This window comes from Streptosporangium sp. LJ11 (genome assembly GCF_051918945.1).
Classification (GTDB): domain Bacteria; phylum Actinomycetota; class Actinomycetes; order Streptosporangiales; family Streptosporangiaceae; genus Streptosporangium.
This window is the reverse complement of record NZ_JBPXMB010000020.1, coordinates 112,180-124,855: the sequence shown is the minus strand read 5'-3', so window position 1 is coordinate 124,855 and position 12,676 is coordinate 112,180. Positions and strand designations below refer to the sequence as shown.

The 12,676-nt window shown below is 72.7% G+C and carries 13 protein-coding genes; 9 read left to right on the top strand and 4 right to left on the bottom strand.

Annotated features, from left to right (window positions below; translation table 11 throughout):
* The first annotated feature begins 29 nt into the window (after positions 1 to 29).
* The 5 genes from ACTOQ3_RS28010 to ACTOQ3_RS27990 all read left to right on the top strand — a co-directional run bounded on the left by ACTOQ3_RS28010 (position 30) and on the right by ACTOQ3_RS27990 (position 3,645).
* A complete protein-coding gene (locus ACTOQ3_RS28010; RefSeq protein WP_440086389.1) occupies positions 30 to 530 on the top strand; it encodes a hypothetical protein in 501 nt (166 codons plus the stop codon).
* 25 nt (positions 531 to 555) lie between these two features.
* Positions 556 to 1,338 carry a hypothetical protein gene (locus ACTOQ3_RS28005; protein WP_440086388.1) on the top strand — a complete coding sequence of 261 codons (783 nt, stop codon included), beginning with the start codon at positions 556 to 558 and terminating at the stop codon, positions 1,336 to 1,338.
* A 34-nt stretch (positions 1,339 to 1,372) separates the two neighbouring features.
* Positions 1,373 to 1,831 (top strand): hypothetical protein, encoded by a 459-nt coding sequence (locus tag ACTOQ3_RS28000; protein ID WP_440086387.1) that lies wholly within the window; start codon positions 1,373 to 1,375, stop codon positions 1,829 to 1,831.
* Complete coding sequence (locus ACTOQ3_RS27995; protein WP_440086386.1) at positions 1,828 to 2,376, top strand: hypothetical protein; 549 nt, start codon at positions 1,828 to 1,830, stop codon at positions 2,374 to 2,376. The genes ACTOQ3_RS28000 and ACTOQ3_RS27995 overlap by 4 nt, the downstream gene beginning before the upstream one ends.
* A 351-nt stretch (positions 2,377 to 2,727) precedes the next feature.
* Positions 2,728 to 3,645: an NAD(P)H-binding protein gene (locus ACTOQ3_RS27990; RefSeq protein ID WP_440086385.1), complete on the top strand. Its 918-nt coding sequence runs from the start codon at positions 2,728 to 2,730 to the stop codon at positions 3,643 to 3,645.
* A gap of 30 nt (positions 3,646 to 3,675) precedes the next feature.
* Here the strand turns inward: ACTOQ3_RS27990 and ACTOQ3_RS27985 are convergent, their stop codons facing one another.
* Together ACTOQ3_RS27985 and ACTOQ3_RS27980 are read right to left on the bottom strand one after the other, a co-directional pair.
* Positions 3,676 to 4,347, bottom strand: coding sequence for a response regulator (locus tag ACTOQ3_RS27985; protein ID WP_440086384.1), 672 nt, complete (start codon positions 4,345 to 4,347; stop codon positions 3,676 to 3,678).
* A gap of 37 nt (positions 4,348 to 4,384) precedes the next feature.
* The gene (locus ACTOQ3_RS27980) at positions 4,385 to 5,590 is read right to left on the bottom strand and encodes a sensor histidine kinase (RefSeq protein WP_440086383.1); all 1,206 of its coding nucleotides are present in this window, start codon (positions 5,588 to 5,590) and stop codon (positions 4,385 to 4,387) included.
* A gap of 239 nt (positions 5,591 to 5,829) precedes the next feature.
* Here ACTOQ3_RS27980 and ACTOQ3_RS27975 point away from each other — a divergent pair, with 239 nt between their 5' ends.
* Positions 5,830 to 6,870 carry a carboxymuconolactone decarboxylase family protein gene (locus tag ACTOQ3_RS27975; RefSeq protein WP_440086382.1) on the top strand — a complete coding sequence of 347 codons (1,041 nt, stop codon included), beginning with the start codon at positions 5,830 to 5,832 and terminating at the stop codon, positions 6,868 to 6,870.
* On the opposite strand, the gene ACTOQ3_RS27970 is transcribed toward ACTOQ3_RS27975, so the two are convergent.
* On the bottom strand, positions 6,776 to 8,320 hold the full coding sequence (locus ACTOQ3_RS27970) for an MFS transporter (protein WP_440086381.1): 1,545 nt from the start codon (positions 8,318 to 8,320) through the stop codon (positions 6,776 to 6,778). The two genes, ACTOQ3_RS27975 and ACTOQ3_RS27970, sit on opposite strands and share 95 nt — an antisense overlap.
* Before the next feature lie 254 nt (positions 8,321 to 8,574).
* On the opposite strand from ACTOQ3_RS27970, the gene ACTOQ3_RS27965 reads away from it, so the two are divergent.
* Complete coding sequence (locus tag ACTOQ3_RS27965) at positions 8,575 to 9,702, top strand: TetR/AcrR family transcriptional regulator (RefSeq protein ID WP_440086380.1); 1,128 nt, start codon at positions 8,575 to 8,577, stop codon at positions 9,700 to 9,702.
* Here ACTOQ3_RS27965 and rfbC read toward each other — a convergent pair.
* A complete protein-coding gene (rfbC, locus tag ACTOQ3_RS27960; protein ID WP_440086379.1) occupies positions 9,681 to 10,274 on the bottom strand; it encodes a dTDP-4-dehydrorhamnose 3,5-epimerase in 594 nt (197 codons plus the stop codon). The genes ACTOQ3_RS27965 and rfbC overlap by 22 nt on opposite strands.
* Positions 10,275 to 10,873: 599 nt before the next feature.
* Between rfbC and ACTOQ3_RS27955 the strand changes: the two genes are divergently transcribed.
* Positions 10,874 to 11,017 (top strand): hypothetical protein, encoded by a 144-nt coding sequence (locus tag ACTOQ3_RS27955; RefSeq protein WP_440086378.1) that lies wholly within the window; start codon positions 10,874 to 10,876, stop codon positions 11,015 to 11,017.
* Positions 11,014 to 12,117 carry a mannose-6-phosphate isomerase, class I gene (gene manA, locus ACTOQ3_RS27950; RefSeq protein WP_440086377.1) on the top strand — a complete coding sequence of 368 codons (1,104 nt, stop codon included), beginning with the start codon at positions 11,014 to 11,016 and terminating at the stop codon, positions 12,115 to 12,117. The genes ACTOQ3_RS27955 and manA overlap by 4 nt, the downstream gene beginning before the upstream one ends.
* Positions 12,118 to 12,676: the final 559 nt, after the last annotated feature.

Sequence of the window (12,676 nt, the reverse complement as noted above, 5' to 3'; positions counted from 1 at the left end):
TCCACATGACATCCGACAAGGGAGGATCGATGAAACAGAGAATCAGCATCGTCGTGATGGTCGACGCCGTCGGGGCGTTGTCCGACCGGACGCTGCACAACGGCAATCTCTCGCTGGTCGACGACAGCTCGGCGGGGAGCAAACACCAGGGGACCCCCGAGCTCATCACGGCGGTGGCCCCGGGACAGGTCGTCCAGTGGACACCCATCCACGTGGACGTGCAGACCCCGGTCGAGATCCAGGCCATCGAGTTCCTGTCCGGCACGGCCGTCCCGTCCCCGGCCGGCCAGGCCGCGTCGCCGCACCCGGCGGCGCCCTCCGGCGTCGCGGCACCCGGTGCCGTGCCCGGGGCGAGGGTCGACGCCACGGGTTCCAACGGATACGAGAACCACGACCTGCTGGTGTGGGAGGGCGTCGTGCCCTATGACATGACGCCCGGCGTCCCGTACCGGTACCGGCTCTCCCTCAGGCTCCACGAAGGCCCCAACAGCGTGCTGCACATCGACTCGCCCGCGCTGCTGCGCGTGTGAGCCACGTTCTGCGAAAGGCGGTTTCATGGCCCAGCAACACGGGATCATCGTGCTCTTCGACGTCGAGAACGCGCTCCGGACGCGGTCGCTCGACGGCAACACGTACTGGTTCGACAACATGAAGTTGTTCGGCTCGGCCGGGGTGGGCACCGAGCAGCTGGTGACGATCGTGCCCGGCACCCACTTCCTCGACGGATCGCAGGCGACCGAGCAGGTGCTGAACTGGCTGCCCGCGGCGCTGGGGTCGATCCCCCCGACGGTGCCGCGCAACTACCTGGCCGAGCAGGAACGCGCCGACGACCGGCGCACGCTGAACGAGCTGGCCTCGCTCAACACCGAGGACGGCGTGAGCGACACCGATCTCAAGCGGCTGCAGCGGCGGGTCGGCAAGCGCGCCGGCAAGCAGGGCGGCGGGCGCGGCCTCACCGCGGCCAAGCTGCTGGACGTCACCGGCAAGACCACGAGCAGCTCCGCCGCGTACAACTACCCGGCTCCGGTGATCACCGACATCACCGGCGAGGCCGTCACGGAGAAGATCATGTATCCGGCCCAGTACGGGTCGCCCGACATGATCTACGACGGCTGGTACTGGGCCGCGACCGTGGACACGAGCCGGCCCGGGGTCTACCCGTACACGGTGCACGTCCAGCTGCACGAGCTGGTCGAGCAGAACGACGAGATGGTCTGGCAGTCCGTGGACATGACCTGCACGTCCAGCCTCAAGATCATCAACGACCCGAAGCGAAACGGGTTCACCGGTGCCGGAGTGGGCGTGCTCCCCCTCCCGGCCGTCCCGGCCGTCCGTTGACCCGATCCGGAGCGTTTTCGAGCGGAGGAGCCACATGCCCCCGAGGAACAAGCAGCCAGAACGCCGGCCCGCCCGGCCCGTGACGATCACCGCGGTGGTCGACCCCGTGGCCGCGCTGGCGTCGGAGAGCCTGGACGACAACCTCTATTTCTACGACACCAACAAGGCCGCGGGGTCCACCGGTTTCGGCACCCCCGCGCTGCACAGCCGGGTACGCAAGGGCGACACCCTGCTGTGGAACGTGATCCCGCTGGAGTGCGAGACCTACGTGTCCCTCAGCGACATCGAGATCGACCCGCGGATCGCCGAGCCCACGCAGAAGGTGTATCCCGGCACCGACATCGTGTTCTGGACCGCCGAGGTCAAGCAGGACCTCACCGAACCGGTCCCGTACCGGCTCTCGTTCCTGCTCGGCACCGTCAGCACGCCGTTCACCCCCACCGCCCGGCCGGCCCTGGCCGGTCCCGTCAACGAGGGAAAGGAAGGCCGATGACCCAGGCGTACGCGGCCACGGACTTCGCCGATCGCGGCCAGCTCAACTCCGTCCAGCTGAACGTGGTGACCCTCGTCGACATGGAGCGGGCCGCCGCGACGAAGTCCCTCGAAGGCTGCCTCTACATGATGGACAACAGCGTCGGCGGGATCGGGCAGGGCAGCGACCATCTGGAGACCATCTGCAAGCAGGGCCAGGTGATCAACTGGATCATCCGCCCGATCGACATGCACCGCGGCGCGGACGGCACCTGGCCCCCGATGCCGAAGATCAACAACATCGTCTTCCTCGACATCGAGAAGGGCGACGAGGACGACGTCGCCGAACGCCGGATCATGACCGAGCTCAAGGTCTACGGCGCCCCCGACCGGATGCGCGACCAGTACACCGCCGTCTACTACTACTGGGCCGGGGCGGTGATGAGCGAGGCCCGGCCGGGGCTCTACCGCTACCGGTTCGTCCTGGAGCTGGAGAAGGAACACGGCACCGACAAGCTGTACCTGAACTCGGTCCGCTACCCCTCCCTGCGGGTACTGCCCGTCTGACGGCATCCGGGGCCGCCGGCGCGGTGTGGTGAAGGTGGAGGTCATGGTGGCCGCCGGGCGGCGGCCGTGACCGGCCGATGACGGTCGTCCCGCGCCCAGGGGAGCGGGACGACCGTCATCGGTACGGGCCGAGCCGAGATCAACGCCGGACAGGCCCTGGAACGGTCCGTCCCCATCGACCGCGCCCCGCCGGGGCTTCCGTACCCGAACCGCTCACCGGGCCGATGACCCCGCGGCCAGGCGGCGCCGTGGCCTGGAGTAACGTCTCGAATACGGTACGTCGGAGCGCCGGGTGAGCCGTGATCGGCGATCGGCCGGGGCTTTGGAGCGAGGCAGTGAGGAGGCACGGCGATGGCCGACGACGATCCCGTCCTCGTCACCGGCGCCGGCGGGGCCATCGGGGGCGTCGGCCGCACCGTGGTCGGGCTGCTGCGCGGACACGGCCTGCCCGTTCGGGCGATGGCGCACCGCGACGACGAGCGCGCGGACGCGCTGCGCGCCCTCGGGGCCCAGGTGGTGATCGGCGACCTCACCCGGCCCGGCGACGTGGCCGACGCCCTCGACGGTTGTTCCCGGATGTTCTTCGGCATGAGCGTGTCACCGTCGTACCTGGAGGCCACCGCCACCGTCGCGACGGTCGCCCGCGCGGTGGGCGCCCTGGAGGCCCTGGTCGGCATCTCGCAGATGACCGTGTCCCAGATGAACGCGCTGAGCACCGAGGAGTCCCACCAGCAGCGGCTGCACTGGCTGTCGGAGCAGGTGCTCGACTGGTCCGGGCTTCCGGTCGTGCACGTCCGGCCCACCTCCTTCCTGGAGAACCCGATGTTCACGACGCTGGCCGCGCGCTCCATCGCCGTCAGCGGGACCATCCGGCTTCCCTTCGGCACCGGCCGCACGTCACCGGTCGCGGCCGGCGACGTCGCGGCCGTCGTCGCCACGATCCTGGAGGACCCGCGACCGCACATCGGGAACGTCTACGAGCTGACCGGACCCCGGTCCCAGGAGATGACCGGTGTCGCCGAGGAGTACTCCCGGGCGCTGGGGAGGAAGATCACCTACGTGGACGTCCCACTCGACACCTGGGTCGAGGAGGTCCTCTCCCCCGCCGGGCTCCCCGCGCACACCGAGGAGCACGTCATCACCATGGCGCGCCTGCACCGCCTGAACCGTTACGACCGGGCGACCAGGGACGTCGAGGCGGTCACGGGAAGGCCCGCGACGACGGTGGAGGAGTTCGTCGCGGAACGGGCCGCCGACTTCACCCGGTGAACGCCCGTGCCGCCCGGTCCGGCCGGCCGGCTACGGGCCGCCCGCGGACCGGGGCGCGATCAGGCCCGACTCGTAGGCGAGGACGACGAGCTGGGCACGGTCGCGGGCAGCGGTTTTGATCATGGCGCGGCTGACGTGGGTCTTGGCGGTGAACGGGCTGATCACCATGTGCGCGGCGATCTCGTCGTTGCTGAGGCCCCGGGCGACCAGTGCCACGACCTCCCGCTCGCGCCTGGTGAGGATCTTCAGCGCGTCGTCCGTGTCCACGTCGGGGGGCCGGGAGACGTACTGGTCGATCAGCCTGCGGGTGATGGCGGGCGAGAGCAGGGCGTCTCCCCGCGCGGCCACCCGGACACCGTGCAGCAGGTCCTCGGGTTCGGTGTCCTTGACCAGGAATCCGGCCGCGCCCGCGCGCAGGGCGTCGAAGACGTACTCGTCGAGCCCGTAGTTGGTCAGGATCACGACGTGCACATCGGCCAGGCCCGGGTGGGCGGCGATCCGCCGGGTCGCCTCGATACCGTCGAGCACGGGCATCTGGATGTCGAGGAGCACGACGTCGGGGACGTGCCGGACGGCCAGCTCGACGCCCCGCAGCCCGTCGGCCGCCTCCGCCACCACCTCGATGTCGTCCTCGGCGTCGAGCAGGGCGCGAAATCCCGCGCGGATGAGCGCCTGGTCGTCGACGAGCAGCATGCGGATCACGGGGCGCCCTCCGGCGGGAGCCCGGCGCGGGCGCGCGTCACGCGGGACCGTCCACGGGGAGCTCGGCGCGGACCCGGAAACCGCCCTCGGAGCGGGGGCCGGCGCGCAGCCGCCCGCCGAGCGCGGTGACCCTCTCGCGCATGCCGCTCAGCCCGACCCCGGGCACCGGGTCGGCACCGGGCGCCGCCCTGCCGTCGTCGTCGATCTGCACGGTCAGCTCCTTCGTGCCGTAGGTGATGCGCACCGACGCCACCGCGGGACCGGCGTGCCTGGCGGCGTTGGTGAGCGCCTCCTGGACGATCCGGTACGCGGTGCGGTCGACGTCCGCCGAGAGCGCCCGCCGCTCCCCGTCCACGACCACGGTCGCGGGCAGGCCCGTCGCCCGCGACCGCTCGACCAGCTCGGCGAGGCGGTCGAGCCCGCTGCCGGGCGGCCCGTCGTCACGCAGCACCTCCAGGGTGGCGCGCAGTTCCCGCATGGCCTCCCCGCTGGCCTCCTGGATGGCGAGCAGCGGTCCGGGCACCTCCTCACCCCGCTTGCGGGCGAGGTGGACCGCGACCCCGGCCTGCACCTTGATCACGGAGATGCTGTGGGTGAGCGAGTCGTGCAGTTCCCTGGCGATCCGCAACCGCTCCTCGTCCGCGCGGCGGCGGGCCGTCTCCTCGCGGGTGCGTTCCGCCTCGGCGGCGCGGTCCTCCGCCCGTCTCAGGTCGTCCCCGCGGTGGCGGGAGACCACGCCCATGACGCCCGCGGCGACGAACCAGCCGACCAGCAGGCCGGTGGAGTTCTGCGAGACCCCTCCGGACCCGGACGACAGGCCGAGCGCCAGGTCGCCGCCCAGGAACACGGCGCCCGCGGCCACGGCGGCGGCGCGGCGACCGGCCAGGACCGCGGTGTAGACGGCCACCAGCACCGGGAAGGCCGCAGGGGGGCCGGTGCCGGCCCGCACGGAGTAGGCCGTCATGCACACCGCGGCGACCAGCGCGACCACGGCCGGGAAGCGGCGCCGGACCGCGAGCGACAGGGCGCCGGCGAGCAGCAGCGCGTACTCGGCCGGCCCGTGCGGGGCGCCCTGCGCGGGCCCGGCGAGCGTGCCCGCCACCAGCAGCAGGGCGATCCCCCCGGCGAGCACCGCGTCCGGCACCTGCCCGCGACCGCCCCGCCCGCGCACCCGATCGCGCCATCCGTACGCGCACTCCCGCCACCCGCGCACGTGACGGCGCCATCCGCGTATGCGACTCATGTTCGAACAATAGACCGGGCGCCGCGTTCGCCGCCTCCTCCACGGAGAGGGGACCGGGGCTACTCCCGGTGGAGTAGCCCCGGGGCCGCTACACCCCCGGTGCCGGGCCCGGGAGCATCCGCCGGTGCGACGCCCGGCGACGGGCGGATCGGCGACCATCGGCTCACCGGACCGGTCGGCGGCATTCCGACCACCCACCACGATGGGAACGACGGCAGATGGCGAACACCTTCCGATACGTGACTCCCGTCACGCCCGAGGCCGCGACCGGCCGGATCGCCGATGTCTACGGCCAGGCGACCACCGACTTCGGCCTCGCGGGGATGCCCGTCCTCATGACGCTCTCCCCCGCGCCCGACCTGCTCGCCGCCACCTGGGCGCTGCTGCGCGAGTCGCTCGTGGCCGGGCCCGCCTCCAGGACGGGCAGGGAGGTGGTCGCGCTCGGCGTGTCCGTGGCCAACCGGTGCCCGTACTGCGTGGCCGCGCACACCACCCTCCTGCACGCCACCGGCGACCACGAACTGGCCGAGGTCATCGCGCGCGGCGGCACGCCCGCCGACCCCGGGCACGCCGCGCTCCTCGGCTGGGCCACGGCCACCCGCGCGGTGGGCACGGCGCGGCCGCCGGTGGCGCCGTTCCCTGGGGAGCACACCGCCGAGTACGTCGGCACCGCCCTGACCTTCCACTTCATCAACCGCATCGCCTCGGCCCTGCTGACCGACAGCATGCTGCCCGGCAGGCTGCAGGACTCCCGGCTGGTCCGCAGCCTGGGTGGCAGGGTGCTGGCCCGTACCGTACGCAGGCGGCGGCCGGCCGGTGAGAGCCTTCCCCTGCTGGCGGGGCCGGCCACGACCCCGGAGCCCGCCTGGGCGGCGGGCACGCCGGTGGGCACCGCCTTCGCCGCGCTGCGGGAGGCGGCGGGCGCGGGCCGGGCGCTGCTCGGCGAGCGGGCCCGCGCGGCCGTGCTGGAGACCGTCGGCGGGTGGGACGGCGAGCATCCCGCGATGGACGGCGGGTGGCTGGACGGGCCGCCGGCGGACCTGCCCGTCGCCGACCGGCCGGGGGTGCGGCTCGCCCTGCTCGCCGCGCTGGCGCCGTACCGCGTCACCGACGCCGACGTCGCGGCCTGGCGTGCCGGTCATCCGGACGACGCCGACCTGGTACGGCTGCTCGCGTACGGCGCGATCACCGCTGTCGAAGGCGTCGAGGCGTCGATCCGCCGGGATCTGCCGGCACCGTCCGGAGCAGGATCGCGGCCGACGCCGCCGCCGTCACCATGAGGGCGGCGCACAGGAGCGCGGCGACCTGCATCCCGCCGGTGAAGGCGGTGCGGGCGACGTCGAGCAGCTCCGCCGCGGCCTGTTCCGGCAGCCGGGCGGCCACCCCTGCCGCCCCGCCCAGTCCCTCCCCGGCCGCCCCCGAGTCGTCGGGGAGCAGGTCCTCGGGGGCCATGGCGGCGAACCGGTCTCGGTAGACGGCCAGGCCCACGCTGCCCAGTATCGCGACGCCGAGCGCCCCGCCGAGCTCGGTGGCGGCCTCCAGGACCGCCGAGGCCGAGCCCGCGCGCTCCGGCGGGGCGGCGTCGACGATCATCCCGGAGGCCAGGGCCTGCACCGCGCCGATCCCCGCTCCCGGCAGGAGCAGTCCGGTGACGAGCAGCCACCGGCCGGAGTCCGCGTCGAGCGTGCTCACCACCAGGAATCCCGCGGCGGCGAGCGCCATGCCCGCTCCCAGGATGTGCCCGGGGCGGACCCGGCGCGAGATCCCCGCGGCCACGAGCGAGCCGACGAGTGCCATGCCGGCCGCGGGCAGCGTCAGCAGTCCGGCCACCAGCGGCCCCAGCCCGAGCACCAGCTGCAGGTACTGCGCGACGAAGTAGAACAGGCCCACCAGCGCGAAGACGGCGAGCGTGCTCGTGACCAGCGGCAGGGTGAAGTCCCGGTCGGCGAACAGGCGCGTGTCGAGCATGGGGTCGGCCAGGCCGCGCTGCCTGCGCAGGAACGCGGCGCCGAGCGCCAGCCCCGCGGCGACCGCGAGCACCGCCACCGGAGCCGGGCCGCCGGTGGCGAGCTGCTTGATCCCGTACACGACCGGCAGCACCGCCGCCAGCGACAGCGCGGCACCGGGCAGGTCGAACCCTCCCGAGGCCGGGGCTCGGTGCTCGGGCAGCAGGAAGGGGCCCAGGACCAGCAGCAGGACCATGACCGGAACGCTGATCAGGAAGACCGACCCCCACCAGAAGCGCTCCAGCAGCCACCCGCCCGCGATCGGCCCGAGCACGCTTCCCCCGGCGAAGCTCGCGGCCCACAGCGCGACGGCCGTCCGGCGCTGCCGCGGGTCGCGGAACATGTCGCGGATCAGCGCCAGGGTCGGCGGCATCAGGCTCGCCGCCGCGGCCCCCTGCAGGGCGCGGGCCGCGATGAGCAGCTCGGCGCTGGGAGCGTACGCGGCGGCGACGGACGTGACGCCGAAGACGGCCGCGCCGACCAGCAGCAGCCTGCGGCGGCCGATCCTGTCGCCCAGGGCGCCCATCGCGACCAGCAGACCCGCCAGCAGGAACGCGTAGACGTCGACGATCCACAGCAGCTGGGATCCGGTGGGCGCGAGGTCCGCGCTCAGGAAGGGCAGCGCGAAGTACAGCACCGTCACCGTCACCGAGACGAGCAGCACGGGCAGCACCAGCACCGCGAGCCCGAGCCACTCCCTTCCCCCCGCCGCACCTTTCACCATGAATCCCGACCTCCCGCGAGTACAGCGTACGCACCTGGACGCATACATCGTACGCACAAGTATCGGGAATCATCAATGATCCGATCGGCACTCAAGATTTCCGCTTTATTCCTGCGAAAACAAGGATTCCTTTTCGTCGTGCTGTATATTTCATCACGCCCACCTCACCCTGCCGCAGCTATTACGTCACGAAAGCGCGTGCTAGAATTTCGTCACCAGCAGCCGGAAGTGACGTAATCGAGCGAGGACAACGCATGTCGACGTGCGTACAGTGCGGGGCACCCCTGAACGCGGCGCGCCGGGGGCGGCGTCCCCGATACTGCTCGCGGGCGTGCCAGGCGCGGGCGTACCGGACCAGGGCGGCCGAGCGGGCCGCCACCCCTCCCGGGCCCTCCCTCACGCCTGCCCGCGACGCCTCCGGCACGCTCGCGCGGGCCGAGCGGGCGAAGCCCGCCGAAGGGGGCGGCCGGGCGGCGGAGACCGAGCCGGAGCGCCGTGAGCCTCAGGACGGGCTGAGCACCGGGCGGATCGTCCGCACCGCGATCCGCGTCGCCGACGCCGAGGGACTGGACGCGCTGTCGATGCGCCGCGTCGCGGCCGAACTGGGGGCGGGCACGATGTCGCCGTACCGCTATGTACCGGGCAAGGACACCCTGATCGAGCTGATGGTCGAGGCCGTCTTCGGCGAGAGCGCGCCCTGCGACCCCGTCCCCGGGGACTGGCGCGCGGGGCTCGAGCTCGCCGCGAGGCGGGAGTGGGCGATGTACTCCAGGCATCCGTGGGTGCTGCGGGTCATCGCCACGCCCCAGCCGCCGCTCGGGCCGAACGTGCTCGCCGACGTCGAACGGTCGATGCGGGCCGTCGACGGTCTCGGCCTGGACCTGATGACGATGCACCGGGTGGCCATCATGGTGAGCGCCCACGTGCAGGGTTGGGCCCTGCTGCTCGTCAACGAGGTGGAGAGCGAGCGGCGCACCGGTGTCACCATGAGGCAGCGGCGCGCCCTGAAGGCCCCGATGCTCCAGGAGATCCTGGAGTCCGGCCGGTTCCCGATGCTGTCCAGGCTCCACGAGGAGCGGGGCGACGCGATCGACCTCGACGAGTGGTTCGAGTTCGGGCTGCGGCGCCTCCTCGACGGTCTCGCCGTCCTGATAGAGGGCCACCGGACGGGGCCGGGGGCCGACCGGCCGGGGGTTGACCGGCCGGGGGTTGACCGGCCGGGGGTTGACCGGCCGGCACACGACGGAGAGCCGGGGCACGACGTCGAGCCCGCGGGCGCGACGTCCCGAGGCGGCGGAAAGGCCGCGGCGGTGGGCCCGGAAGCCTCGACCGCCGGCCCCCGTGACAGCGAGACGCCGCCTCAGGCCCGGAGCCTGGCGTAGAACCGGCTGCACTCCTCGTACGCGGGGAGCAGGCCCTGCCGCCGGGCCTCGGCGAGGGTGGGGGCCGTCGCGTCCTTGTCCGACAGCAGCGGCGCCACCCCCGAGGGCCACTCGATCCCCAGCTCCGGGTCGAGCGGATCGACCCCGTGCTCGCGCCCCGGCGCGTATCCCTCGGAGCAGAGGTACACCACGGTCGCGTCGTCGGTCAGCGCCATGAAGGCGTGGCCGAGCCCCTCGGAGACGTAGACGGCCCGGTGGTCCTCGTCGTCCAGGATCACCGATTCCCACTGCCCGAAGGTGGGCGATCCGACGCGGATGTCGACGACCACATCGAAAACCGCACCTTTGACGCATTTGAGGTATTTGGCCTGACTTGGTGGGACATCGGCGAAATGTACGCCACGCAGTGTCCCCCGGCGTGAGACCGAGCAGTTCGCCTGCGAGAGGGCCAGGGCCCGGCCGGTGGTCTCGCGGAAGGCCTCCAGACGGAACCACTCGTGAAAACTGCCCCGGTCGTCGAGGAACACCTTCGGTTCGAACACCCACGCACCCTCGATGCCGAGCGAACGCATGCTCACCTCTCCTTCCGTGGCCCCGCCCCGTCCGGGGCGGCTCCCAGAGGAACGGCACGCGTGGCGGGTGCTCCCCAGCGGAGTCTCCAGGACCACCGGCCCGTTGTGAACCCGCCGCCGTACGTCGTGAAGGCGCGCACGGCCTTCCGCGGGACCGTTCCGGGGCGCCGTGACCGGGTCGTCCCAGGTTGGCACCCGTCAGGCCGGTGACCGGCCGGTCTGGCCACTTCCGGCCAGCGGGGACGGCGAGGGGTGTCACGCGATCGCGTGACACCCCTCGAGGACCTCTTCCGGGCGTCCGGCAACCTCCCGGACACCATGAAACCCGCCCCACGTTCAGCGCGTCGCCGGCCGTGCGCCCGTCACCGGAACGCGGCGCCGACGTTCTCCCCTCGCGGCGTACGGCACCGCGTCGTCACGCTCCCGCCGGTACGCGACCGTCCCCGGCCCCGGATCAGGCACCAGATCTCGGCGCACGCCCCGACGGCCGTACGGTGTCTTGGCACGCCCCGGCGGCCGTACGACATCGAGGACGCGTAACATCGGCGTTCTGCGGCATTCCGATTACCGCTCGCGGACTCACACGGACACAGAGGATCATGAACGACTCCTTCATCCCCACCGCCCGCGCGGCGGCAGGCAAGACCGGGCCCGGCGGCACGCGCGCGCGACGGTCCTCCCGGCCGGAGAACGGCCGCGGGCGGCCCGGCACCGCCGTGCCCGCATCGGTGGAGGCGTCATGACGGACCTCCTGCGCAACCCCGTGAAGAACTACGACTGGGGTTCGCGCACGGCGATCGCCACGCTGGCCGGGCGCTCCTCCCCCGCGGAGCTGCCCGAGGCGGAGATGTGGTTCGGCACCCACCCGTCCGGCTCCTCGTCGGTGCTGCGCCGGGGGACGTGGCACTCCCTCGCCGAGACGGTGGCCGCCGACCCGGTGTCCGAGCTGGGCGAGAAGACCGTCGAGCGGTTCGGCTCGCGGTTGCCGTACCTGCTGAAGCTGATCGCCGTGGACCTGCCGCTCTCGCTCCAGGTCCACCCCTCGCAGGAGCAGGCGCGGGAGGGGTTCGCCCGGGGCACCTACGTCGACCCGTTCCCCAAGCCCGAGCTGATCTGCGCGCTGACCCCGTTCACCGCGCTGGCCGGATTCCGTCCTCCCCGGGAGGCGGCGGCCCTCATCGGCGGGCTGGGCGTCGCGGAGCTGGAGCCCGTCGTCGCGCCGCTGGCCGCCGGAGACGCCTCCGCCGCGCTCCGCGCGCTGGTGGAGTGGCCGAAGGACGGCAGGGCGGACCTCGTGGCCGCCGTCGCGCGGGCCGCCTCGGCCGCCGGCGGCCCCGACAACGAGCTGGTCGTACGCCTGGCGGGAATCCACCCGGAGGACCCCGCCTGCCTGGCACCGCTGTTCCTGCGGCGCCACGAGCTGCGGCCGGGCGAGGCGCTCTTCCTGGGCGCCGGGGTCCTGCACTGCTACCTGAGCGGGTTCGGCGTGGAGATCATGGGCGGCTCCGACAACGTGCTGCGCGCCGGGCTGACCGGCAAGCCGATGGACGTGGAGGAGCTGCTGCGGGTCACCGACCCCTCGGTCCCCGCCCTGCGGGTCGAGCCGGTCGGCAACCTCTACCGGACCCCCGTCCCCGAGTTCCGCCTCGGGACGGCCGTCCCGGGTTCCGGCCTCACCCTGGAGGGCGGGGTGCCGCGCATCCTGCTGTGCACCGAGGGCGAGATCGAGACCGGCGAGCACACCCTGCGTCCCGGTGAGTCCGTCTTCGTCCCGGCCGCCCACGGGCCCGTCGGGTTGCACGGCTCGGGAACGGTCTTCTGGGCGGAACCCGGAATCGATTGACGTGCTCCCCGGCCGCCCCTGAGGGCGCCGGGGCCGGAGGGCGGGACCGCGCGGGACGCCGCGCGGGGCCCTCGCGTTCATACCGGCCTGGTATGGCGGATACACCCCCGAGGTAGGCGGGGCGTCCCCACCGGCGAGGCTGGAGGTATTCGATGACACCGTCCGACGACCTCACGGATCCGGACCTCCGTCTGGAGCTGATCCTGGTCGAGGTACTGCACCACGAGGCCGAGCACCTCGCGACCGGCTGAGCGTCCCGGTCCCGGCTCCCACGGGGGGAGCCGGGGACGGGCGCGGGGATGAAGGTGTGCCGTCCGGTTTATCCGGTGCCGACCTGCCTGCACCGGCCGCCGCCCCACCCCAAAACACCACAAGAGGGGTAATCACATTCCGGGTGTCGCCGCAACCGATATGAGCAGGCGATATACCGCCCATCGAAACGTAACGCGTCGGCGTGAACACGGGGTGTTATGAGGGAAGGCCTCATGGAACCCTCACCAGGTGGAGTTCACCGTGGAAACCGCGCTGCTCATCATCGCCGTTCTCGCTATATGGGTTA